Source organism: Paenibacillus marchantiophytorum (assembly GCF_014640555.1).
Lineage (GTDB): Bacteria > Bacillota > Bacilli > Paenibacillales > NBRC-103111 > Paenibacillus_E > Paenibacillus_E marchantiophytorum.
Map to the genome: position 1 here is coordinate 66,651 of NZ_BMHE01000030.1, position 24,166 is coordinate 90,816.

The 24,166-nt window shown below is 48.2% G+C and carries 23 protein-coding genes; 7 read left to right on the top strand and 16 right to left on the bottom strand.

What is annotated here, in order from left to right; genetic code table 11:
• Nucleotides 1–66 precede the first annotated feature (66 nt).
• From IEY34_RS23665 to IEY34_RS23680, 4 genes are all read left to right on the top strand, one after another.
• Nucleotides 67–1,872: a PAS domain-containing sensor histidine kinase gene (locus IEY34_RS23665; protein WP_189015775.1), complete on the top strand. Its 1,806-nt coding sequence runs from the start codon at nucleotides 67–69 to the stop codon at nucleotides 1,870–1,872.
• Nucleotides 1,873–1,936: 64 nt separating this feature from the next.
• Complete coding sequence (gene yfhS / locus IEY34_RS23670; protein WP_189015855.1) at nucleotides 1,937–2,152, top strand: mother cell protein YfhS; 216 nt, start codon at nucleotides 1,937–1,939, stop codon at nucleotides 2,150–2,152.
• A gap of 84 nt (nucleotides 2,153–2,236) precedes the next feature.
• Nucleotides 2,237–2,848, top strand: coding sequence for a superoxide dismutase (locus tag IEY34_RS23675; protein ID WP_189015778.1), 612 nt, complete (start codon nucleotides 2,237–2,239; stop codon nucleotides 2,846–2,848).
• A 173-nt stretch (nucleotides 2,849–3,021) separates the two neighbouring features.
• A complete protein-coding gene (locus IEY34_RS23680) occupies nucleotides 3,022–3,705 on the top strand; it encodes a Crp/Fnr family transcriptional regulator (protein ID WP_189015780.1) in 684 nt (227 codons plus the stop codon).
• A gap of 504 nt (nucleotides 3,706–4,209) precedes the next feature.
• Here IEY34_RS23680 and mutY read toward each other — a convergent pair.
• A complete protein-coding gene (gene mutY, locus IEY34_RS23685; RefSeq protein ID WP_189015782.1) occupies nucleotides 4,210–5,334 on the bottom strand; it encodes an A/G-specific adenine glycosylase in 1,125 nt (374 codons plus the stop codon).
• Between the two features lie 103 nt (nucleotides 5,335–5,437).
• Between mutY and IEY34_RS23690 the strand changes: the two genes are divergently transcribed.
• Together IEY34_RS23690 and IEY34_RS23695 are read left to right on the top strand one after the other, a co-directional pair.
• Nucleotides 5,438–5,998 carry a hypothetical protein gene (locus tag IEY34_RS23690; RefSeq protein WP_189015784.1) on the top strand — a complete coding sequence of 187 codons (561 nt, stop codon included), beginning with the start codon at nucleotides 5,438–5,440 and terminating at the stop codon, nucleotides 5,996–5,998.
• Nucleotides 5,999–6,297: 299 nt separating this feature from the next.
• A complete protein-coding gene (locus tag IEY34_RS23695) occupies nucleotides 6,298–6,732 on the top strand; it encodes a c-type cytochrome (protein WP_189015786.1) in 435 nt (144 codons plus the stop codon).
• Between the two features lie 12 nt (nucleotides 6,733–6,744).
• Here the strand turns inward: IEY34_RS23695 and acpS are convergent, their stop codons facing one another.
• The gene (gene acpS / locus IEY34_RS23700) at nucleotides 6,745–7,131 is read right to left on the bottom strand and encodes a holo-ACP synthase (protein WP_189015788.1); all 387 of its coding nucleotides are present in this window, start codon (nucleotides 7,129–7,131) and stop codon (nucleotides 6,745–6,747) included.
• Between the two features lie 207 nt (nucleotides 7,132–7,338).
• On the opposite strand from acpS, the gene IEY34_RS23705 reads away from it, so the two are divergent.
• Complete coding sequence (locus tag IEY34_RS23705) at nucleotides 7,339–8,316, top strand: aldo/keto reductase (RefSeq protein WP_189015790.1); 978 nt, start codon at nucleotides 7,339–7,341, stop codon at nucleotides 8,314–8,316.
• Between the two features lie 43 nt (nucleotides 8,317–8,359).
• On the opposite strand, the gene nadE is transcribed toward IEY34_RS23705, so the two are convergent.
• The 14 genes from nadE to IEY34_RS23775 all read right to left on the bottom strand — a co-directional run bounded on the left by nadE (nucleotide 8,360) and on the right by IEY34_RS23775 (nucleotide 23,735).
• Complete coding sequence (gene nadE / locus IEY34_RS23710; protein WP_189015806.1) at nucleotides 8,360–9,169, bottom strand: NAD(+) synthase; 810 nt, start codon at nucleotides 9,167–9,169, stop codon at nucleotides 8,360–8,362.
• 170 nt (nucleotides 9,170–9,339) lie between these two features.
• Nucleotides 9,340–9,777, bottom strand: coding sequence for a BrxA/BrxB family bacilliredoxin (locus IEY34_RS23715; RefSeq protein WP_189015809.1), 438 nt, complete (start codon nucleotides 9,775–9,777; stop codon nucleotides 9,340–9,342).
• A 106-nt stretch (nucleotides 9,778–9,883) separates the two neighbouring features.
• Nucleotides 9,884–11,530 carry a DUF4179 domain-containing protein gene (locus IEY34_RS23720; RefSeq protein ID WP_189015812.1) on the bottom strand — a complete coding sequence of 549 codons (1,647 nt, stop codon included), beginning with the start codon at nucleotides 11,528–11,530 and terminating at the stop codon, nucleotides 9,884–9,886.
• Complete coding sequence (locus IEY34_RS23725; protein ID WP_189015815.1) at nucleotides 11,487–12,044, bottom strand: RNA polymerase sigma factor; 558 nt, start codon at nucleotides 12,042–12,044, stop codon at nucleotides 11,487–11,489. Before IEY34_RS23725 ends, IEY34_RS23720 begins: the two co-directional genes overlap by 44 nt.
• Before the next feature lie 434 nt (nucleotides 12,045–12,478).
• Nucleotides 12,479–12,862 (bottom strand): DUF3905 domain-containing protein, encoded by a 384-nt coding sequence (locus IEY34_RS23730; protein ID WP_189015817.1) that lies wholly within the window; start codon nucleotides 12,860–12,862, stop codon nucleotides 12,479–12,481.
• Nucleotides 12,859–13,743, bottom strand: coding sequence for a prolipoprotein diacylglyceryl transferase family protein (locus tag IEY34_RS23735; RefSeq protein WP_189015820.1), 885 nt, complete (start codon nucleotides 13,741–13,743; stop codon nucleotides 12,859–12,861). The genes IEY34_RS23730 and IEY34_RS23735 overlap by 4 nt, the downstream gene beginning before the upstream one ends.
• A 29-nt stretch (nucleotides 13,744–13,772) precedes the next feature.
• A complete protein-coding gene (locus IEY34_RS23740; RefSeq protein WP_229757814.1) occupies nucleotides 13,773–14,753 on the bottom strand; it encodes a substrate-binding domain-containing protein in 981 nt (326 codons plus the stop codon).
• A gap of 9 nt (nucleotides 14,754–14,762) precedes the next feature.
• On the bottom strand, nucleotides 14,763–16,559 hold the full coding sequence (locus IEY34_RS23745) for a sensor histidine kinase (RefSeq protein WP_189015822.1): 1,797 nt from the start codon (nucleotides 16,557–16,559) through the stop codon (nucleotides 14,763–14,765).
• Nucleotides 16,556–18,172: a response regulator transcription factor gene (locus IEY34_RS23750; RefSeq protein ID WP_189015825.1), complete on the bottom strand. Its 1,617-nt coding sequence runs from the start codon at nucleotides 18,170–18,172 to the stop codon at nucleotides 16,556–16,558. Before IEY34_RS23750 ends, IEY34_RS23745 begins: the two co-directional genes overlap by 4 nt.
• 104 nt (nucleotides 18,173–18,276) lie before the next feature.
• On the bottom strand, nucleotides 18,277–19,302 hold the full coding sequence (locus IEY34_RS23755) for an ABC transporter substrate-binding protein (protein ID WP_373291319.1): 1,026 nt from the start codon (nucleotides 19,300–19,302) through the stop codon (nucleotides 18,277–18,279).
• Nucleotides 19,303–19,378: 76 nt separating this feature from the next.
• The gene (locus tag IEY34_RS23760; protein WP_189015828.1) at nucleotides 19,379–20,380 is read right to left on the bottom strand and encodes an ABC transporter permease; all 1,002 of its coding nucleotides are present in this window, start codon (nucleotides 20,378–20,380) and stop codon (nucleotides 19,379–19,381) included.
• Nucleotides 20,381–20,416: 36 nt separating this feature from the next.
• Nucleotides 20,417–21,919, bottom strand: coding sequence for a sugar ABC transporter ATP-binding protein (locus tag IEY34_RS23765; protein ID WP_189015831.1), 1,503 nt, complete (start codon nucleotides 21,917–21,919; stop codon nucleotides 20,417–20,419).
• A 161-nt stretch (nucleotides 21,920–22,080) separates the two neighbouring features.
• On the bottom strand, nucleotides 22,081–22,980 hold the full coding sequence (locus tag IEY34_RS23770) for a polysaccharide deacetylase family protein (protein WP_189015834.1): 900 nt from the start codon (nucleotides 22,978–22,980) through the stop codon (nucleotides 22,081–22,083).
• A gap of 233 nt (nucleotides 22,981–23,213) precedes the next feature.
• Nucleotides 23,214–23,735, bottom strand: coding sequence for a DoxX family membrane protein (locus IEY34_RS23775; protein WP_189015837.1), 522 nt, complete (start codon nucleotides 23,733–23,735; stop codon nucleotides 23,214–23,216).
• Between the last annotated feature and the right edge of the window lie 431 nt (nucleotides 23,736–24,166).

Consider the following 24,166-nt stretch of genomic DNA (forward strand, 5'->3'; position numbering starts at 1 on the left):
CGACATAACGGATAGAAACCTTCAAGGAATCTAGAGTCCTACGCACTTAACCGGAGGTCGTTCATCATGCCCATTGACCATAGATTAGCAAACGAATCTTTATTTAAACAAGCTTTTAAGTATGCGCCGATTGGCATGGCTCTCGTACATTTGAATGGCGCTGTGCTAATAACCAACCCTGCGATCTGTTCCATACTTGGCTATTCGGATGCCGAATTACTCACAATGACGTTTCACGACATGACACATTCGGAAGATCTGGAGCTCGATTGTCTTTATTTGTCCGAATTGCTTGCTTGCCAAAGAGAATCCTATCAAATGGTCAAACGATATTTTCATAAAGAAGGACATGTCATTTGGGCTTTATTAGCCGTTTCACTTGTTAAGGATGAGGAAAATAATCCACAATTTCTAATTGCCCAAGTTATCGATCAAACCGACCACAAACATATAGAAAGCCAAGCTCTGTCGCACATTATTTCGGAAAATGCGCAGGATATCATATCAATTGCCACACCGGACTGTATAACCCGTTATATATCTCCGGCTGTTCGACGTTTGCTTGGATATGAACCAGAAGAAATGGTCGGAACCAAATTAACGAACCTCTGGCATCCCGATGATCTTGATGACTTCTTGCAAAATGGGCTGTTTAAGAATGGCGATGTTGATATCTTAGAATGTCGTGTTCGCCATAATGAAGGACATTACGTTTGGTTCGAGACTACAGTCAAAATGATATGCGACGAGCAAGGAAATATCGCGCAGGTCGTTGGCGTTGGCCGGGATATCTCCACTCGCAAGCAAGCTGAAGCTGAGTTGCGCGCAACCAAAGAAAGACTTGAGTCATTCATCGATCACAACATCGATCCCGTTATGATGATTAATTTGGCCTATGACGTGGTGAAAATTAATCTAGCCTTTGAAACAACATTCGGCTGGACATCCTCTGAGATTGTTGGCGTCAATGTCTTCGATTTCCCTTTTATTCCCGAAGCTTCTAGGCCAGGCTGCCTTCAGGCTCTTGAACAACGGCAGCCCTATTACCTCGAAACAGTCAGAAAGAAGAAAGACGGCGGCGAACTACCCGTGATGGTTTCGTTGTTTACCATGCAGGATGAGTCTGGCATTCTTAGTGGTTGGGCGGTTACATTGAGAGACCTAACAGCCCACAAGCAAACGGAAGCGCTATTAATCAACTCAGAGAAACTAACCATCGCAGGTCAACTTGCTGCAGGAATTGCCCACGAAATCCGTAACCCGATTACGGCGATCAAAGGTTTCATGCACCTCATGCGATCAGGCAAATCAGAGAAACAAATGTATTACGACATCGTCTCTTCCGAGATTGAGCGCATCGAAATGATTCTCAGTGAGCTGCTGATCTTGGCCAAACCGCAGTTAATTCATTCCGAGTGCAAGGATCTTCGTGCTCTTTTGAGCCAAGTCACAACATTGTTGGAATCCCAGGCGAATATGAATAATGTTCAAATTCTAATGGAATTCGAGCCCTGTAACACTTACGTTCAATGTGACGAAAATCAACTGAAACAAGTGTGTATCAATTTCATAAAAAACGCGATCGAAGCCATGCCTCACGGGGGAGACCTGTTCATCCATCTCAAAAGCAATCATACCGACAGAATCCTGCTGCGTTTTATTGACCATGGATGCGGGGTTCCTGAACATATTTTAGCTAAACTGGGTCAACCCTTCTTCACAACAAAGGAAAAAGGAACGGGTCTTGGCTTCATGGTGAGCAAAAAGATCATTGAAAATCACCATGGCACTGTTACGGTTATGAGCAAGGAGAATAAGGGTACTACAGTAGAGGTTAGTCTTCCGACTGTTCCTAAGAATCGAACCGACTGAAATAAATGATGTGGATGATGCATAAAAGATCGCAAAATTTCGGATTGTATAGGATGAATGCGAGGTGAGACTATTGTCCAACCAAGAGGAATCCTCTTCAGGCTATCCGCGAAATATACGAGATTTCCAAGAATTAACTTCCGTTAAACCCAGTGAGTGGACGGAGATCGAACTGCACTTCAATCACCGGCAAATGAGTGATTTATCTCCTTGGCTCAATGAGCAAGGCACTCATATCCACAATCAAATTATTCAGGAAATTGAGCGGCGCGGTGTCTGACTTAGTAAACATACATGTTGCTTTATTATCGAAATTCCTTCATAATGAACATGAAACTACATAAATTTAGGAGGTATTTATACAATGGCACATCAACTACCAGCTCTTCCGTACGCAAACGACGCACTAGAACCACATATCGATGCAAAAACAATGGAAATTCACCACGACCGTCACCATAATGCATATGTAACAAACTTGAATGCAGCTCTGGACAAACACCCAGCTTTGCACGAGAAATCCCTTAACGATCTGATCGCTGACCTGAACAGCCTTCCTGAAGATATCCGCACTGCTGTTCGCAACAACGGTGGCGGACACGCGAACCACTCCCTTTTCTGGGAAACAATCGCACCTAACGCTGGCGGAGCACCTACTGGCGCTTTGGCAGCAGCTATCGAGAGCGAGCTTGGCGGTTTTGAGAAATTCAAAGCTGACTTCGCTGCAGCAGCTACTACACGCTTTGGTTCCGGCTGGGCTTTCCTAGCTGTTGACAAAGCTGGCAAATTGAAAGTATACAGCTTGCCGAACCAAGACAGCCCGATCTTCGAAGGCGAAACGCCAATTCTTGGTCTGGATGTTTGGGAGCATGCTTACTACCTGAACTACCAAAACAAACGCCCTGACTACATCGCAGCGTTCTGGAACGTTGTGAACTGGTCTGAAGTTGGCAACCGTTACGACGCAGCGAAATAAGCAGCGTTGATCGCAAAGAACCTCAACCCCTCGTGGGATTGAGGTTCTTTTGCTTTTTTTGACGGGATAAGTTCTTTACGCAACTGCTGGAAAGCTGTACGATATAGATATGGTCAAGCTGAAATTAGCGAGCAGCTGGTCGTTGAATATGACCGAAACGAGATGAATGCATAATGAAAACCATCATTTCTTTGCTTCACAATGTTCCCTTATTTCAACAGCTCACCGAAGATGACTTACTGGGAATTGCGCCTTTATTCACGGAAAAAAAGGTCAAGAAAGGCAGCATTCTATTCTTCGAAGGAGATGCTGGCGGAGAATTTTTCCTCATTAAATCCGGTGTCGTCAAAATCTATCGGTTGGATGAAGCCAAAGAAATTATCCTTGCCTTGTTTCGAGATGGCGATTTCTTCGGGGAAATGTCCTTGATCGGCAGCCATCAAACCCGTTCTGCCACCGCCGAAACGCTAGAAGCATGCACGCTTTATATATTGAAGCACTCTGATTTCAGTCAATACATGGAAAAGAGCCCGAAGCTCCTTTTCAAGCTGCTTGAAACAACCATGAACCGACTTCGTCAGGCTAATGAGCAAATCTACGATCTAACTTTCCTCGGGGTACGATCCCGCATTATGAAGACCATTATTCGACTTTCCGAGCAGCATGGCGTGGCAACATCGGATGGACTTCTGATTAACGTCAAACTGACCCATCAGCAGATTGCCAATATGGTGGGCACTGTCCGTGAATCGGTTACCAAAGTTCTGCAGGAACTCCTCGACGATGAATGCATTCAGATTGATAAAAAGCTAATCACTCTACGAAATGTAGATGCCATTAAGAATGAAATTCGTTAGACATACAATTCGCACGAAAAACCTAGCCTGCGGCTAGGTTCTATACTTATTTTGTTGCCTTATTCTCAGCGTATCGCTCACCCTCTAGCATGGCCGGGATCCGAGATGGAGCTTCTTCAAAGCGACCAATTCTATTAAGGGCCAATTCTATTAAGGGAAATACAGGACGCTATTTAGGCAAATAGCAGGGGTACTATGGCGCAAGCGGAACTACAGGGTCTTATTTCCACGAAAAGCGCTGAATTTCGCATCAAACAACAAAATAGCGTATTGTAGTTCCCTCAAGCTTGCTATAATGGCACTTTTGGCTGGAATAGCGCACTGTAGTTCCCTCCGCGCGAGGCACTTGGACAACTCTTCGATGCCAAATCAACAATCCCCTTGCCCCTATGCGATTCTGCTATAAAATAGCTAAACGTCTACGGCCTTGTCTAAGAATTCCTTCAGCATTCCCAATGCTGCAATGCTGCAAAAAGATACGACCATAACCCTTCACACAAATTATTATTCCGCGTCCCGCTCCTGCCATTCTTTCATGATTCGCAAGAATACATTCGGAAAAGCATACTGCTGCAGATCCTCCGGTCCTACCCAGCGATAGTGGAAAGGAATCCATGCTCCCTCATGTCCTGGCCGATTCACATCGCCCAGCTTGGCGCGGTATACTTTCATTTTCCAAACAATATGGCTAAAAATATGTTCCGTATCCATAAACCACTCATCGGGCTGAATTAGAATTTGCTCTTGATCGGCGAGGCTTTGGCGCAGCACATGACCATTTTCTTCATCGGAAAGCCAGTCGCCAGGCTCCCAAGCTACATGCGGCAGTTCCCACATACGAGCGAGCAAGCCCTCTTGCGGACGCTGCCGGATCAACCATTTCCCTTCATTCTCACCCGTACCCTCTATCAAAGCCACGGCTCGCAGCTCAGGACGCGGCGGCTTGGCTTTCTTCTTGATCGGCAGCGCCTCTTCCATCCCTGCATCCCGCGCAGAACAATGCGCCATCACCGGGCACGTCAAACAGTGCGGCGAACGAGGCGTACATACCATAGCCCCTAGCTCCATCAGCGCTTGATTGAAATCGCTAGCCGTTCCATCGAGGATTAGTTCACGCGCCAGCTTCTCCATGACGGTTCGCGTCGAGGGCTTCATAATATCTTCCTCAATGAGAAAATAGCGCGATAAAACCCGCATCACGTTGCCATCTACAGCTGGTTCTGGCTTATTATATGCGATACTTAGCACCGCTCCAGACGTATAGGGTCCAACACCCTTCAGGGAAGAGATCTCCTCTTTCGTCTGCGGAACGATGCCGCCATAACGCTCGTGAACCTCGCGGACTGCCGTTTGCAAATTTCTTGCGCGCGAATAATAGCCCAGACCTTCCCAAGCCTTCAACACATTTTCCTCCGGCGCTGTCGCCAAAGCTTCAACGGTTGGAAATTGATCAATAAAACGATGAAAATACGGAATCACCGTATCCACCCTTGTTTGCTGCAGCATGACTTCCGAAATCCATATATAATAAGGGTTTTTACTTCTTCGCCAAGGTAAATCACGTTTATGTGTATGATACCAATTCAGTAAATTAGTGGAAAAATATCGCTTTTGTTCTTCGCTGTACATGAGCTCTCCTTCTCTATGGGGCACGTTCCAGTTATAATGGTTGAATGGACATGTCTCCATCCATTATACGAGAAGTGCGGAACATAAAACTAGAGGTGAATGTATGCAAAACACGAAACAAACTGATTTGGCCACCAAAAGAAAAGCCTGGCTTAGCCAAGCTCATGCCTTAATTCCGCTGTTATTTATCTGGGGCGCGGAATGGATGTTCAGCGCGATCATGGATTTCGCGATCTACTGGCGTGATCTGGATTGGTTAAAACAAGCCGCTTTTATCACGGCCGTTATAGCAAGCTTGGTTCAAATCTGGAGCCTGCGGAAGGATTTCCGGAAGGATGCTTCCGCCGAGCAGAGCGGCTGGGGCCACCCTGCGCTGCTGCTGCTGCCAGGCGTGCTGCTCATCGCAGCTATCGCGCTGCTGGAGGCCATTGGCGCCGTCACGCCACTGTTTGCACCAGTCCTGCGAGCGTTCGTCCTCGCGATTGGATTCGTACAAGTCGGACTCCTGCTCGGCAAGCCGCTCATGTATTTGGGCCTGTGGCTTTTTGCCTTAACCGCCCTCATGGGCGTATGGTATTTGGGCTACTCTGCCGTCATCCTCGAAGGCATGGGCGGGATTAGTCTGATTGCCGGCGGGTACATGCTGCGGGTCTGGGGACGATAGGGCGAGAGGCGGCGGTGGACGAGCGAGCTTAAGATTGTTTTTCACTCTTATGTTACGTGAATCGAGCGAATTCTTCACGTTAACGTTGTTTTTCAACCTCTCCGCCGAAATAAACAGTGATTTGAGGCGAACGCCTCGGCGTAAGGTTGTTTTTCACTCTTATGACGAGGGAAATGAGCGGATTGGTCACTTTAACGTTGTTTTTCACGCTTACGGAAGTTTACGGAGCGTGAAAACCTTACTTTAGCGATGTTTTCACGCCGCTAAAGCATAAAAAAAAGGCGCATAGGAGGAAACTCATGCTGAAGATGAACAAACAGGCTTGCGCAGACACCGCAAGCCTGAACGCAAACAAGCCGCGCACGGCGCGGCGGCGTATTACCGGCGCGCTTATCCTCGCGCCGATGGTGCTCGCGCTAGCCGCGTGCGGCGGCACTTCGGGCGGCAGCGCCACCCCGAAGGCGCCGGCCGCGACCGCTGCAAGCGAGAGCAACCCTGCGTACGTGAAGGCGCAGGAGCTCTTCACTACGAACAAGTGCATCAGCTGCCACGGAGTAGATCTGTCAGGCAAAGCCGGCGCCAAGACGAATTTGCAAAAGGTCGGCAGCAAGATGAGCAGCGAGCAAATCGCGAATCAGATCAAGAACGGCGGAGGCGGCATGCCCGTCTACAAAACGAAGCTGTCCGATGAGGAAATCGGACTGCTCACAGACTGGCTCAGCTCCAAAAAATAGCATCCGGCATTTTTATAGCTCCTCCACAATCGCATAGGCGGCAGCCATCGAATCCGTATGCGTAATGCTGATATGGATACGGTGGCTGCCTATTAGGCCTGCCCGCAGCAAGGCCTCTTCCCGCACCTGACAAACAGGCTTGCCTAGAGCATCCGGCAGCACTTCAATATCCTGAAAGCCTATTTGCTTGCCGATTCCGCAGCCAATCGCTTTAACAATCGCTTCCTTGGCCGCAAAACGGCCGGAAGCAAACTCCGCAAGTCGCCCCCGGCGCTTCTGCGCCAGTTCTCTCTCTGGAGCCGTCAGAATCCGCTCCAGAAATCTTTCGCCTGACGAGCCCTCCAGCATCTTGCGCAATCGCGCAATTTCAACCAAATCTGTTCCGATACCTTTAATCATCGTGGCTATGCCCCACTTTTCTTCCAGCATTTTGGGTTCAATTTACATGATTCTGCGCCTGCGGTCAAGGCTCTCTGCCATTTTGCATCAGCCTGACCTCCCCATTGGTTACTTCAAGGTAAGTAAGTCACCCTATTTTCAGTTCTTCTACGTTCTCTAAACTGCGGGTATACTGAACATAGACTAAATTGCTAGGAGGCCAACTGAATGAGAATTATGCCGCTTGAGAAACGCGGAATCTCGAATAGCCGGATCGTTTTCGGTTGTATGGGAATTGGCGGAGAATGGAACAACGCCCCTTATACCAAAGAAGATTACATCATTGCTGAGAAAGCAGTGGAAGCTGCCTTATCCATAGGCATTACCATGTTTGATCATGCCGATATTTATAAAAGAGGCAAATCCGAATCTATTTTTGGCGAAATCCTCAAAAAAAGACCTGATTTGCGTGACCAAATTATTCTCCAATCCAAAGTTGGTATTCGCTTTCAAAACGAAGTGAATCCACAGCGCTTTGATTTCAGCAAAGGTCATATCATCAGCGCGACGGATGGGATTCTACAGCGCCTCGGTGTGGAACATTTGGATGTGCTGCTGCTGCACCGCCCTGACCCGCTCATGGAGCCGGAAGAGATCGCAGAAGCCTTCAACACGCTGCGCTCCGCAGGTAAAGTACGGCATTTCGGGGTTTCCAATATGAGTTCTGCCCAAATTCGCTTCATTCAAAATTCACTGCCTGAGCCGCTCGTTGTGAATCAACTGGAGATGAGCTTGGCTCGCATCGACTGGGTTGAACAAGGCATCTTGGTCAATCAAAAGGATGGCCTCGGCGTGAACTTTGCTGATGGCATCATGGAGCATTGCCAAATGAGCGATATTCAAATTCAAGCTTGGGGCCCGCTGGCTCAAGGCAAATTCTCCGGCAGCTTGCCGGAAGATGCGCCTGAGACGATCACAAACACAGCCACTCTTGTACAAAAAATGGCTAACGAAAAAGAAACGACACCAGAATCAATCGTTCTGGGCTGGTTAATGAAACACCCTGCGCGTATTCAGCCGGTCATCGGTACATCCTCAGCCAAGCGTGTCCTTGCTTGTCAAGATGCTGTGCGCATTGCCGAAACTATGACACGCGAAGAATGGTACACACTGCTCGAGAGCTCCCGCGGCGCTCGCATGCCATAGACGAACAACAACCCCTGACCATTATGGTCGGGGGTTGGTTATTTTAGATACCTGGAATCGGAATCCGTTTATGCTCCGTTTTCAAATACTGCTTCTCCAGCTTCTCTTGCGCCTCAGCGGAAATTTGCTTGCCTTCCAAGTAGTCGCTGTTGTCGCCATAGGTAATCCCCAGCTCGTTCTCGTCTGTTTGACCGTCCCATAGGCCGGCTGTAGGCGCCTTATCCAGCACGCTCTGCGGAACGCCCAGCTTCGCTGCCAAGGAACGCACTTGGCGCTTGTTCAGCGTGCTCAGCGGTGTAATGTCGACCGCTCCGTCGCCATATTTGGTGAAGAAGCCCGTGATCGCTTCCGACGCATGGTCGGTTCCCACAACGATCAAGCCCAGTTCAAAAGCCAGCGCATACTGCATCACCATGCGCGTGCGCGCTTTGATGTTGCCTTTGCCGCCGCGGCTGACATGCTGGTGCACGCCGATATGCTTGAGTCCATACTCAACTTCAATGGCGATTTCATCGACAGCCTCTTCAATGTTATTCTCGATTTGATGTTTCAAATCGAAAGCCTTCGCCACCGCATAACTGTCCTCGATATCGACTTGCTGCCCGTAAGGCTGAAATACACCAACGGTTTTGTACTCCTTGCCCTTCTCCGCTGTCAGCTCGTCCGTCGCTTGCTTGCACAAGCCAGCCGCTACTGCGCTGTCAATACCGCCGCTGATTGCAATCAGCAGACCGCTAGCATTGGCGCCCAGCACATAATTTTTCAGGAAATCCACGCGCTTGCGAATTTCTTCATCAATATCAATCTCCGGTTTCACGCCAAGCTTAGCAATAATTTCAGTTTGCAAACTCATGGTTCTCTCCACCTTTTTCTATCATTTGGAAAGCATCGTTCTTTAAGCTTCAGTATAGACTTTCGTACTGCAAATTTCAAAGGCCCGCCCCGTAGTTTTCCGTTAAAAAAAGAAAAAGCCCCCTTCGCAGCAAACTGCAAAGCGGGCTTTTCTTATGATGCTATTTGTTATTATTTGCAGAATTCGTTGAAAGCACCGATCAAATCGCCGGCAATCATGTCAGCGGAACGGTCCTCAATTTGGTGACGTTGAATGAAGTGAGCCAGCTCACCATTCTTGAACAACGCGATGGATGGGGATGAAGGCGGGTACGGCGCCAAGAATTCACGCGCTTTCGCAGTTGCATCCTTCTCTTGTCCAGCAAACACGGTGTACGTGTAAGTAGGCAGTGTGTCGTTTTGGAGCGCTTTTGCCACGCCTGGACGACATTGACCTGCTGCGCAACCACAAACGGAGTTCACAACGAGCAGCAACGTGCCATCTTTCGATTTTTCAATCGCTTCTTCCACTTGCTCTGGCGTTAGAAGTTCTGTAATACCCAGACGAGTCAAATCTTCTCTCATCGGTTTAACCATATCTTTCATGTACGAATCAAAAGACATTGCCATATGTGCCACCCCTTAGGATTTAATAGTTAATAATAAAACGTAAATGGTATTCATTCTATTATACATCCGTTGGTGATGAAAGCAAAGTGCCGGCACGTCTATTCCATTAATTCGCAGGAATTATTTCTACCTTCAGAGATTGCTCAGGTTTTTCCGTATAGTACCAGAAGATGTTCAGCTCGGCTTCATTTTTCTCATAATTGGCGTACATGTCGATCGCCTGATTATTGCCATCACCGTTGAAATTAGCCGTTACTGGCTTCCCTAGAAGCTCATGTTTTCCTTTGCCCATATAGGTCTGGTTCACACCGCCAAAACTAGGATCGGCACTTTCACTCTGCACGAACAGATTATTATCCTGCCTATAGTATGTCCATACAACTGGATATCCGCCAACCTGGGTCGTTATTGTCTGCTTCTTCTCACTAATATTCGTAAGTCGAATCGGATCTTTGGCATCTTTATGCTCCTGCACTTGATAGGAAGCAATGAAGGCGATTGGCTTATCTGCTTTAATCTCCATACCGATCGGCCGTTCAAAGCGGTAAATGCTTTCTGTCGGATCCTTCTCGTTATATGAAGACCACCCCTTCAACCGCACTCCGTCGATTTCCAGTTCATAATTCCTATATGGAAATTGAACGTATTTCTCATGGCTAGCCTTAACTCGAATTTGCGTCGGTGTAATGATCATTTCCTTCAACACCATCGTGATGCCTGAATCCTCCACCCGAATGTTCAGCTCACGCTTGATCGTGCCGCTAAGCATTTGCTTTTTGTCCAAATGAAGCTGATATGTCCACGTCTCGTCCACGCGTCGAGATTCTTTGGTATAGCTCAGTTTATAGCTAATTCCAGATGCCTTGAGTTCCTCCGTCTTAAAAGCTTGCTGGCCCGTATATTCACCGTGCTCCCCAGGTGTCCCAAATACATCATGACCGTCACTTTTGAGAAGAACTCCGTCTTTGTAGACAGCAATATTCGGATATGCCAACGCTTTGGCCTCGGGGTCATTAAAGAGAATGGCCGATTTCAACAACGTCTTCTCCCCCTGTTCAAAAGACTGAAGCGTCAGATTGTCAATGCCGTCTTGGTGAATGGCAAATGATCCTGTTTGACCGCTTATCGGATTGAAATCAAGCTCTCTCTCCACGGTCGTGAAAGAATGCAGTTTCTGCGCCGTGAACTGAACATCATCTTCGGACTGTTTGGGGGTCCACTCCGTTTCGAAGTAGCCGTTCATCGATTGGGTCGCTTCATCCCAGCGCTGAAACCGATTGCCTTCAATAACCTTTCCTTGACTGTCCTTCATCGTCACTTCCGTAAAATACATATCTTTCACGGACCCTTTTTGAGCGCTGAGGCTATATAAAATAACGGTACGGTTATCGTCTACAATCGCTTTATTGACTGTCAGCTTAATGCCTTCACGTGTAACAGATTGATCGATGACTTGACCGAGTCCTTGCTGCAAAACAGCCTGAATCCCGCTGCGATGCGGAAATAAGCTCTCCCAGTTATAAGTAAAGGCTGCAAAGACCGGTGTAGCGACCAAAATTGCCGCTGATGCTGTAAGAATTGCGAATTTGCAGTATCTTTTTTTCCTGGGCAAAGATAAATCAACAGCCTTAAGAGCCGATTTTTCACTGGGGAGGCTCGGTTCAATTCTTTCCCACATTTTATCGAAATCGGGGTAAGCCATCTCCTGATTATCGTCTAAAAACCGAGAAAAGGTTTGTTCTGCCTTGTCCATAAGTGCTGCCTCCTTGTCGGGAATCTACGCCATGCTTCTCTACCATGCGCCTCATCACCTGCAGGCTTTTGTTCAAACGCGATTTGACCGTTCCTAGCGGGATGCCAACGATATCGGCAATTTCACTTAAGCTGTACTCATTTAAATAACGCAGGGAGACGACAACTCTCATCTTATCGGGCAGTCGCTCTAATAGCTGCGCGCACTCTATGGCTGATTCCTTATCTGCAAGAATAGCTTCCACCGTCTTCTCCGAAGCTGGCGTGTGGCCTTGCTGCCATCTGAGACGCTTCGCACGATCGCGAGAATGCTTCTTCAGATGGTTCAGACATTGATTTACCGCGACTCGCAGAATCCACGTTTTCAAGTATTCGACCTGTCGCCAATCGTGTCTGAACACGCTTATGAATACTTCTTGGCAAACATCTTCCGCATCTGCTCCATGCTGAAGCATGAAGTAACAGGTTCGATAAACTTCCTTCTTATGCAGGTCGAATACGTCCTTTTCCGTCAATGCATTCACCTCTCTTTTTACACTATAAACAATCTGAGTCGAAAAAAGGTTCATTATTTATGTGCGAACACATAAGAAAAACTGCTTCGCCTGCCTGAGAGATCAGCCTCTTCTTATCGACAGACCGATTAAGGGAACTGTAGTACGCTATTTAGGCAAATAGCAAGGATGCGAGGGCCATAGCGGAACTACAGGGTCTTATTTCCACGAAAAGCGCTGAATTTCTCAGGAAACAGCAAAATAACGTACTGTAGTTCCCTGAACCTCGGGATAAGGACTCTTTTTGCTAGAATAGCGTACTGTAGTTCCCTCCGCCTCCATGGAGGCAGCTGAAATAACTCCGCGTTCACCCCAAAACATATAAACTCTTATAACTAAACAAAAAGCCCACCGAATGCTCGGCAGGCCTCTTTGTTGTAAATTCGGTTGATTGGTCACGCCTCATCTTCCTTTTGCTTCGTGGTGCTCTCGCCTGGATCGAAAGAAACATCCTTATCCGGATGCGTGAATATACCGCCTTGCGGCGCGATCCCTTTTTCAAAATAGTCGCGGTTCTCAGCCGTTTGGAAGCCGATATCCTTATAAGGATGAACCCACTCATCCCCCGCCATAACCTCGGGATCGGTCTGGGCCGTCCACTGCTCCAGCGGGGAATTGTCGGATTCATATTCATGATCGCCGATGACAACGCCGTGCTCGTTCACGAAAGCTTCATGAGGACCGCGGCCTTGCTCAAATTGCGGGAGAAAATTAATTTCGAACGGGTCAAGCTCACTCTGTTCCTTAGCGGAGGCAGCCTTCTTCTGGTCCTTGCTCATGTCGATGGCCGGTTGGGACCGTCCAGTTTTTTATCAACAAAGCCCTCTTTCCCCGCTGGCGCAGCTTTCTCGCGCTCTTTGTTTTGCTGCTCTTGCTGAACTTGGGTTTTGGAATCATTTTGACTCATACTCATCAGCTCCCTTCTGCCAGTATTATGTGCCAAAGTTGGGAGAAGCATTCCAAGAATGAGCATCAATAGGTACGCAAGCTGCGGTAGGCTCAGGTACACAACGGTTGCTTCAGCAGCCGCGAACAAGCTGGCCAGCATCCCCGCCACGCCCCCATAAAGCAGCGAATATTTGAGCAGATTGCCTTGTCCGATCGAGTGTTTGCGCCATTCCCGAGCATGCTGCCAAATTAGTAGTGGTACCAGAAGCAACGCCGTATAAGCATGATAAGGGTGGAATCGAGATATCGTGCCTTCGGGGCCTATGCCCCACGGCAAATCTGTTGGCAATCCGTAGACAGGCAGTAAGGTGCAGACGAGAAACAAGGAGGCCGTCAGGCCGAGTGTGAATATATCCAGAAACACATAAAGCCGTATGGCATGTTTGCGCAGTTGAATATAGGTGTAGACACAAGCGAAGAGCAAGCCAAGCAAGATCTCCATGCTTGAACCGGACACCATAAGAATTTTCAAAGGACTTTTCCATAACATAGAAGGCTGCGTCAACAGAATGCCTAGTTTCCAAGTCAGCAGCATGATGACAGCCGCATTAAAGGCAATGTCGCTTATAGGCTTAGCTTGCATATCTTGCGTTCGCCGCACTGACCTCCTGCCAAAGATTCCAATCATCCATAATCCCAGTATGGCCGCCAGCAATACAGCCACTAATTTGCCTTGCAGTTGAAGCGGTCCGATCTGTAACACGTCAGGCATTGCCGCCAGCCCCTCTCTTACCCATTATTTTACTTCTCAACGAAGGGAAATAACAGCTTTTGATTCTCGCTGGTGTACATATTCTCTTTGGTAATCACCTCTGATCCCGTATCTATGTTCGCTTTCACTTTCTTTCCCTCATAAGCCTCGAGGGCTGTTCTCACTGCTAAATATCCCATGTTAAAAGGCTTCTGCACGACGGTTGCTTGCAAGATGCCCGCTTCCAGAAATGCCACCTCATCCGTCGAGCTATCGAAGCCAATTAATTTAATCCGTTGTTCCGGATCAAGCTCCTTGAGTGCTCTTGCAGCTCCAATGGTAGAGACCTCGTTCAATCCGAAAATGCCGCGAATATCCGCATGCTCGGACAGCAGCTTTTTCGTCTGCTCATACGCTTTGTCTTCCGAGCCGTTGCTGTATAATGTGTCTAAAACCTGTATAGACGGGTCCTGCGTCAAATGATCCCGCACGCCATTTTCCCGATCCATCTGCGTTGTGGACGTTTTGACGAAGCTGACGATCGCATAAGTCGCGGGGCCCTGCACATAGTTTCTCATGGTTTCCACGGCTTTGCGTCCTGCCGCGTAGTTATCGGTGGCAATCAAGCTGGCCGAAAGACCGCCTTCCAGACCGGAATCCACCGTAATGAGTGTAATACCTGCATCGATGACTTTCTGCGCTGTGGGGACCAAGCGATTATAATCGGTAGCTGCGAGGATGATCGCTTTGGGCTTCTCGGTTATAGCCGTTTCCAGCAATTTGATCTGCTCTTCAATATCAGACTCCGATTTCGTGCCGATGACTTTCACTTCCGTCTTGTACTCTTTGGCTGCCGCGCTCACGCCTTGATTCAAGACACGCCAGAATTCCACGTGGGGATCGATGGTCTTGGGAATGAGAATCATCGGCCGCTCTTTCCCCTCCAGGCCTTGTGATAAGACAACATACCCAGCCGTTATCAGGAGGACCATAATGACAGCAATCGCTACCGAGCCTACCCTAATTTTCAACCTGACACCTCAATTCTCACGTTCGCTTTCATTAGGCAGGGGAGGCATATCCGGAATCCGCACGGTGACCGACGTGCCCTCTTCCTGTTCACTTTCAAACTGCAAGCCATAATGTTCGCCGAAATACAGCTGTATCCGATGGTTAACGTTGTGCAAGCCAAACCCTTTGCCTGACTCTGCCTGCCGTGTCTTGAGCATTAACGTCTTGAGCTGCTCTTCGCTCATCCCTACGCCGTTATCGAGCACTTTGAGCTCAATCATCCCGTCCAGCCTTCTTCCGGTGATATGGATATGACCACGTTCCGGCGAATGCTTTATGCCATGATAAATCGCATTTTCGACCAGTGGCTGCAAAATAATTTTCAAAATACGACGGTTCTGAATGTCCGGGTCCACCTCAATCGCGTAAGTAAATTTATTGCGATACCGGATGCTTTGAATGGTCAAATAGTTCTCGATATGCTGCAATTCAACGGCAATGGGAATCAGTTCTTCCCCTTTGCTGATGCTTGAGCGAAGAAGCTTGGACAAGGCCGAGGTCATCGTGACCACCTCATCCACCTTGCCCATTTCGGCCATCCAAATGATAGAATCCAGCGTGTTGTATAGAAAATGAGGCTGAATCTGCGCTTGCAGCGCCTTCAGCTCACTGATCCGTTTCACTTCCTGATCCTCCAAAGTTTGGCTCATCAGCTCTTTGATTTTGCCAATCATCAGATTAAAAGTCCGTGACAGCTTGCTGATTTCGTTCGCACCTTCCACATCGACCCGAATATTGAAGTTGCCTTTCTCCACCTGCTTCATATGGGCTTCCAGCACCTTGATGGGTCTAGTTAACGTGATAGACAACAGAATGGAAATCCCCAGCGCAATAATCAGCGCAATACCGCCCCACATCATCGAAGCCAGCTGCATGTCTTTCTTATTGCCGATCAGATCCCCTGCATACGTAACTCCAACAATTTTCCAGCCAAAACTAGATGTGCTCACGGTATAGATTTTATTCTGCTCCTTCTCCGGCGACGGAAAGGTCCCCTCTTTGGCTTGCATAAGTGTAGGCATATCCTCGGATTTAAGCCCCGAATAAATGAGCTGCTGCTGGGGATGGAAAATAAGATCTCCGGCCTGATCCAGAATGAACACGTAGCCCCGCTGCCCGAGCTGGATTTGATTGCATAGATCATTGATGACGTTATAATTCAAGTCTACCAACAGAACGCCGCTAGCGGCCCCAGGTAATGGATTGGGCATAGGCTTGCTGATCGAAACGACCCATTTGTACTCATCCTTATACAAGTGCTGAACATGCGAAGAGGAGATGAGCACCTTACCGCTGCTTCGACTTGCTTTGGCATACCAATCTTGAGTAATTAATTCGGAATAAGGTTTAAAATCGCTTGCTGTTCGCTCTGAGACTAAGGCGCCATTAGAGCCAGCAAATAAAATGGAAGCGATATCATTTCGCGAAGCAACAATGGATTGAAAGTAATTGCTGATCTGATTCGTGAGTTGCAACCCTTCAGGATCAGCCGGATTTTTCAAGGCGAGGTAACGCTTCAGGTCATTATTGCTCAGGGATAGGGTTGCAATGCTTTCCATATTCCCGATATAGGTTTGAATGTTTTTATCTACTTGATCGATCAATTGCTTGGTGTATGCCAAGGATGTGTCCGTAACGGCCACCGTGGATAGGCGATAAGCGCTGTAGCTTAAGATAACGGTTGTGCACAGAATTAAACAGGAGAACGCCAAGGCAATCTTCGTATGAATGCTTTTGAACTGAATAGGTCGGCTCCAGATTCTCATAGGCTCAACGGGCCTTTGTGCACAGCTCTGAATTCTTTGGGGGTCATGCCTGTATTTCTTTTGAAAATCACGCTAAAATACTGCGGATCATTATAGCCCACCTTAGCGGCTAATTCATAGGTCTTCAGTTGCGAGGCCACCAGCATTTCCTTGGCTTTCTCCAGCCGATGACGGGTTACATACTCCACGAATGTCATGCCTGTGTGGGGTTTGAATAAAGCGCTGAAGTAGCTCATGCTCATATAGATTTGGTTGCATACCTGCTGAAGCGATAGTTGTTCGTCGGCATAATGCTCATGAATGTAGGCCACGGCTGCTTCCATCTGAGCTTGGGAAACCTTGATCCGTTTCTCCGTGAGTACTTCCACAAGTTCCAAACATAACGCTTCCAGCCATAGCCGCATATCATCTAAGGTCTTCTTCCCATACAGCTCTGCAAAAGAATGATCCCCCAGCACGTTTGCTTCATCATAGCCCGTTTCTTCCAAAACATTCATTAACGCGACGAGCAGTTTATTCATTTTGCCGTAGCAGCGGTCCATCAAACAACCGGCCTTCTTCATTTCGTTGATCCATTCACATACGGTTTGTGTGACGACGGCTTGATCCCCCGTTTTGATCGCTGAGATCAGCCTCTTCTCCATATGCGTGTAGTTAAGGTGATCGAGACTTCTCCCGAATTCCATATCACCGATCGAAATAATTCGGTTCTTCCCCAGCAAGAAGCGATAATCCAGTGCAGAAATGGCTTCTTGATAAGATTTAGGCAAGTCTCGCAGCTGTCCATAGGTTCGTCCGATGCCCATTGTAACAGTCATGTTCAAATATTTCTCAATGCTGTGCCTCACGTGCTCGGCAAGTGTCTGGCAAGTCAGCTCGATCTGCGGCAAGTCCCCGGAGAGCAGGGCAATCAGCTTATCATCCCGTGTGCGGAATACGATGCCACCCTGCTCTTTTTCGGCAATTTCATGCAAAATGTTGTAAGCTGCAAAGCGCAGCAATTCTTCTTCGGCAGCTTGGTCATTGTAAGCCTCACGATGAAACTCATCGATATCGAGCGCAAGCACCATATAGCCAGGCCCGCTCAGCGAAAGGCCAAACATCTGAAATTTACGTTCGATTTCAGCTTCCAGGATACGTGAAGTAACCAAGCGCTCAAGAAAGCGCTCTTTGAGCAAGGGCATGCTCTCGTGAAACTGCCTGCGGAGAAAGCTAACATCCTCTCGCTGCAGTCGCTCCTCATCCAATTCCCCCCTTAATTTACGCAGAAATTCGGTGAATTCCGTGGCGTTAATCGGTTTTAAGAGATAATCTTTTACTTTTAATTTAATCGCTTGCTTCGCATACTCGAAGTCCTCATAACCGGTTACAATGACCACCTTAATATCTCTGTAATTCGCCGAAATGAGTGAGGTAAGCTGCAATCCGTCCATGAATGGCATGCAAATATCCGTGATAACGGCATCCGGCTGCAGCCGCTCCACCGCTTCGTACGCATCTCTGCCGTTATCGAAATCTCCGACCAATTGAAAGCCGCAGGCGGCCCAATCGGTCTTTCGCTTGATGCCTTCTCTTACTTCATCTTCATCGTCAATTAGGATGATTGTGTACATGCGGGATTCACCTCTGATCGATATCAAGCGCTATGTTCATTGTACACAGCCATTCCATGAAATGACAATAGAGGCTGCCCTTTGGGAGCGCAGCCTCTTTCATTTTATTCGTACAGCAGCGGCTTAATATCAGCGGCATCGATATTCGTTTTGTCGTACCAATGGAAGCCTGTATCGATGGATTTGGGCACGGTTTCTCCTTTAATCGCCTGCACAGCCGCTTTGACTGACCAGTACCCGATGCCGATCGGATCCTGCGTAATGGCACCGGCCATCTTCCCGCTGCGGATCGCATCCATCTGCTGCTTGCCGGAATCGTAGCCGATGATGACGATTTTGCCTTCTTTCTTCAGCTCTGACACTGCGTTGATGACACCGATAGCTGAACCTTCATTAGCGCCGAAGAAGCCTTTGATATTAGGGTGCGCTTGCACGATAGCCTTGGCCAAATCGGTTGATTTCAGCTGATCGCCGCCGCCATATTGCGTATCAACGATTTTGATTTTCGGATATTTCTCTTTGATCCGATTCGTGAAACCATCCCGGCGATCAATCCCCGTACGGCTGGTTTGATCGTGCACGACCAACGCGACCTCGCCTTCGTTGCCGATGAGCGCAGCCATCTTATCCGCCGCAAGCGCAGCAGCTGCTTTGTTATCGGTGGCGGCAGTCGTCACCGGAATATCACTGTCGACACCGGAGTCGAAGCCGATGACGGGAATTTTGCCAGCCTTCGCCTTCTCCAGCAGCGGCGTAGCGGCTTTGCTATCGAGCGCTGCGAAAGCGATCGCAGCCGGCTTTTTGCCAAGCGCAGCCTGCAGCATTTCAATTTGCTTATCCACTTGGGTTTCTGTTTCAGGACCTTCAAACGTTATTTCGACGTTGAATTCTTTCGCTGCTTTCTCGGCGCCCTGTTTGACCGCCTGCCAAAATTGGTGCTGAAAGCCTTTGGAAATGACAGGGATATAGATTTTATCTGTCTTCGCTGCCGCAGGAGCTGCTGTGGATGCTGCCGGGGCGGCGGTTGTCCCCGCTGTTTTGGTCTCTGTTGTTTTGGCACCGCAAGCCCCTAACATCATGGCGGTGACTAGCAATAAGGATGAAACTACCGCAAATTTCTTGTTGCGCAATTGTCTTTGCAAGTTCGATCTCCCCTAACGTTTCATTTTGGTGTGTATGTGACTCCATCTCGGAGCAGATACCAGCTTATTTCTTGCGGCGCCGCATCATATCTGCGTACACCGCCAGAACAACGACGATGCCAACGATAACGGTTTGCCATTCTTGCTTTACAGACAAGATGCGGAGCCCGTTGGTCAGCACGCTCATGATGAGCGCTCCGATAACGGTTCCGAGAATGGAACCTTTGCCGCCGCTTAGGGATGTGCCGCCGATGACAACGGCGGCGATCGCTTCCAGCTCATAGCCGGAGCCAAGGGCTGGCTGAGCGGAGTTCAGCCGGGAAGCCATCATGATGCCGGCGAGACCGCTGAATAATCCGGTCAGCGAGTAGATCACGATCTTCCAGTAATCCACATTCACGCCGGAAAGCCTCGTGGATTCCTCATTGCTGCCTAAGGCGAAGTTATAACGTCCGATAATCGTCTTGGATAACAGAATGCTCGCAATAATGGCAGCTCCGAAGAAAACTAGAATGGCATTCGGAATTTCGAGACCGGGTATCACTTTGCTGATGATAGAACCCATCGAAATCTGCGAAAAGGCAGGCGTGTCGTTAAAATAAATCGGTTTCGTTCCCGAAATAACCAAGGACAAGCCTTTGGTCACCATCATCATGGCCAGCGTAGCGATAAATGGCGGGATTTTCATTTTGGCGACGAGCAGGCCACTGATCAGGCCGCAGACAGCGCCGGTGAGAATGCCGCCTACGATGCCCAGCGGCATGGGCATGTGCCACGTCGTAATAATCACGCCGGCCATGACGGACGAGAAGGTCATCACGGTTCCGACTGCCAGATCGATACCGGAAGTAATGATGACGAAAGTCGAGCCCAGTGCCAGTACGCCGATTACAGCCGTAGAGAGCATGATCGCGACGAGATTGTCGAACTGAAAGAAATTGCTTGAAGCGGCTGAGAAAATGATCATTAAGATAATTAAACTTGCGAAAGCGAGCAGTTTCTGGGCAGCTCCCGTTTGGCTGCGTATGGTTGGGACTATTTTTTTACTTTCCAGCCATGTTGACATAAGATTCCTCCTAGAATTCCTCCTGAACTATTTCGACTAACTAATCCGCATCGTTGCGTAGGTCATGATGGCTTCCTGTGTAGCATCTCGCCGATTCAATTCGCCCGTGATCCGCCCTTCACACATCACCATGATGCGATGACTCATTCGTAATATTTCCGGCAGCTCGGATGAAATCATAATGATCGATTTCCCCTGTGCGGCCAGCTCATCCAGCAGCTTATAAATCTCTGTCTTCGCCCCAACATCAATGCCTCGCGTGGGTTCGTCGAAAATCAGAATATCGCAATCGCGCAGCAGCCATTTGCCTATAACCACCTTCTGCTGATTGCCGCCTGACAGAAATTTCACTTGTTGATGAATGCTTGGCGTCTTAATTTGAAGCGCTTCCACGAAGTGTGAGGCAGAATGATCCATTTTAACGTCGTTCATCCACCCCAACATTCGCTTTACCTTGCGGTAAGAAGCAATTGCAATGTTCGTCTTTACATCCATATCGACCATCAGCCCAAATCGCTTGCGGTCCTCGGATAAATAGCCTATCCCGTGCTTCACGGCATCATGCGGGGCTTTGATCTGTACGCTGTGCCCGTGGATGAGAAGCTCGCCGGAGTCAATCGGATCGGCTCCGAATATCGCTCTGGCTACTTCCGTTCTGCCCGCTCCCATCAAGCCCGCGAAGCCGAGAATTTCGCCTTTCGCCAGATGAAAGCTGACATCTTTGACCGCAGAACCGCGGTTTAGATGTTTGACTTCGAGCACCTTAATCTTCGAAGCTTCGATCTCTTGCTGCTCGGAGGAGACGAACAGTTCGCGTCCTACCATCATCTTGATAATTTGATCAATGGAGGTATCTTGGGTCCGCACCGTATCGATATAGCAGCCATCGCGCATCACCGTGATCCGATCCGTTATTCGCTTGAGCTCTTCCATCCGATGTGAAATATAGACAATGCCCACACCGCGCCGTTTCAGCTGCCCAATGATGCGAAACAGTTCTTCGATCTCCGCATTCGTAAGCGCAGCCGTCGGTTCATCCATAATGAGCACTTCCGACTGGAAGGATAAGGCTTTGGCAATCTCCACCATTTGCTGCTTCGCCACGGTCAGCTCGGACACTCTGGTCCGGGGATCCAGTTGGAGATTCATCTCACTTAGGAGCCGTTGCGCCTGCTCATTCAGCTTCCGATCATCAACGAACAGCTTCATGCCCTTTCTCGGCTCTCGGCCGATAAATATATTCTGGGCAATCGTCAAATCCGGCATTAAATTGAGTTCTTGATGAATCATCGAAATGCCCAGCTGCTGAGCTGCTCGCGTATTGGGCAAGTTCACTTCCTTGCCTTTGAACAAGATACGGCCTTCATCTTTCTGATAGACACCCGTGGCAATCTTCATCAACGTAGATTTCCCAGCGCCATTCTCGCCGACAAGCGCATGCACTTCACCAGCAGCTAACTCTAGGCGACATTGATGGAGGGCGTGTACGCCCGGAAAATGCTTCTCAATTCCTTCCATACGAACTAGGAACTCACTCATGACCTCACCTCGTACCTCGTCATTCATCTTCTGTGATATAACGCTATTGTATCTTCTATTTACTGGAAAAAGAGTGGATAAATCTCTTCAAAAACGTTGAAATTCCTCTGATTATGCAGCACACAAAAGAACCCGCCAGCAGAAAATCTCTGTCGGGTTTCTTATGGGGTCAAAAATTGAAAAGTAAACGAGGATCTATTTAATGTGTCAAAATGGAACCCAGCCGCTTGCAGCTTACGGATCACAATGGGCAGTGCTTCTACAGTGGTCGTCTTGTACGTATTGTCGTGCATAAGTACGATTATTCGCTTTTTACCTCGGCTTGCGCTCAGCACAGAGTCAATAATCATGTCTCTCTCCTGTACAGGAGCCGCCGCATCCGTCGAGCTAACGTTCCAGTCAAAATACTGGTAGCCCTCGTCTCTCACCTCGGCCGTCACCTTGCTCATGACGTCCCTGCCACCGGCCTTCCGGCTCAAATGATTGTTCGAACCGCCTGGAAACCGTAAAATATCAGGTCGATACCCGACCGTCTCCTCCAGCAGTCGATCCAGCTTGCGCACATCCTTCATGAAAGCTTCAGGGGATTTATAAATACGGTTATAATCATGCGAATACGTATGATTCCCAAGCGCATGGCCATCCGCAGCGATTTCTCTATAAAGCGATTTCCCTTCGCTCGTTTCTGTGCCTATGACGAAGAAAGTCGCCCTTGCCCCAAAGGTTTTTAAAATATGCAGAATCTTCCTCGTACTCGCGGAAGGTCCGTCATCGAAGGTCAAATAGGCGATTTTATCCGCAACAGGAGGAGGCGAGTGTGGAGGCCCTGTGTAAAAATGCCTCGTCTCCACGATGGCTTTATCTAAATCATCCACCACCTCCTCTTTCGATGTCGGGGTCTGGCTGCCGCTGGAGTCGATGCTTGCCGTTTCTCCTGACAATTGTTTTGGAACCTGCTTGGCTTGCTCCGTATGGATTTGTTCAGTCGAGCATCCAACTAAATTGGCGCTAATTATTAACCCCATCACATACATACCTGATCTGCGTATCTGAACCCCCATCCAAGCTCCCCCTCTTCTTGCAAATCCTGAGCTTTTTTAGTATGGCTTTTCTCGCTTTCGACATTAAAACCAATATTTCCCGGGAAATCTGCAGGATTAGCCCTTTTTGCCACCCGACTTTAACCATAGAACGAAAGAAGAACGCATGAACATGAAGTAAGGACTTCATGTTCATGCGTTCTTTAGACTTCGTCTTCAACTATTTTCATAAGAAAGGGATTTACAATTACTTTTCACGATGGAGCATGCAGGGAAGTTTTCCCGATTCGGAAGAGGGTTCGGAAGCTCTTACGAGTCAAAGGAATAACCCAGTAATCCCCGCCGAATCGACCTGCGTTCATACCCGCTGCCAAGATAAAGAATTGAAGAAGAATTAAATTGGGATTGCTGCTGATCGCTCCGGCGAACAAATAATTGAAGTTCATAATGATGCCCATTAAAGCTGCGAAAGTCGTGAGAGTACCTGTGATTAAACCAATACCCACAAGTAACTCCCCCCATGGAACTAGGAAATTAAAGAAATCTACCTGAGGCAGCGCAAAACCTTGCAGGAAATCTCCGAACCATTGTTGAACGACGGGTTTTTCTCCATCTGCTTTGGCAATTCCCCCTTTGATAAAACCAGAAGCATCGAATGGCTTGTCTCCTGATAGCTTCCCCCACCCCGCTGAAAGAAATTTCCATCCCACATACAGACGAAGCATGATAAAGAGTCCTGCGGCTGCCCAGCTGTTTCGTAACCAATTCATCATCATTAATCCCTCCAAATTAAAATATTCGATCCTAGTACCTAAGAACTCTGATTACTACTTAACTACCTCCTAAATTAGACATTAATGCATTTAATATACAATTAAAACCTTTTTTTGTAAACTATTTCTTAAAGATACATTTACAACACGAGACCTTGAGCGTGTCAACGCCCGCTCCGTTTACGACTTAAGATAAACGGCTTCACCGCCCTGATAGATCCGTCTCTTGTTAGCAGCAAAACCTAGCAAGGGAACTAGGGGACGCTAATTAGGCAAAAAGTAGGCATGCGAGGGTAATAGCGGAACTACAGAGACCGTCGATTAACTCCTTAAATTTACCAAACATACTCGGGAGGGGTAGGTTTCGTCTATTCCTCTCCCCCCCCAATGAAACCCCCGAATTTACTTTAAAATGACTATTTATCTCCTGTTTT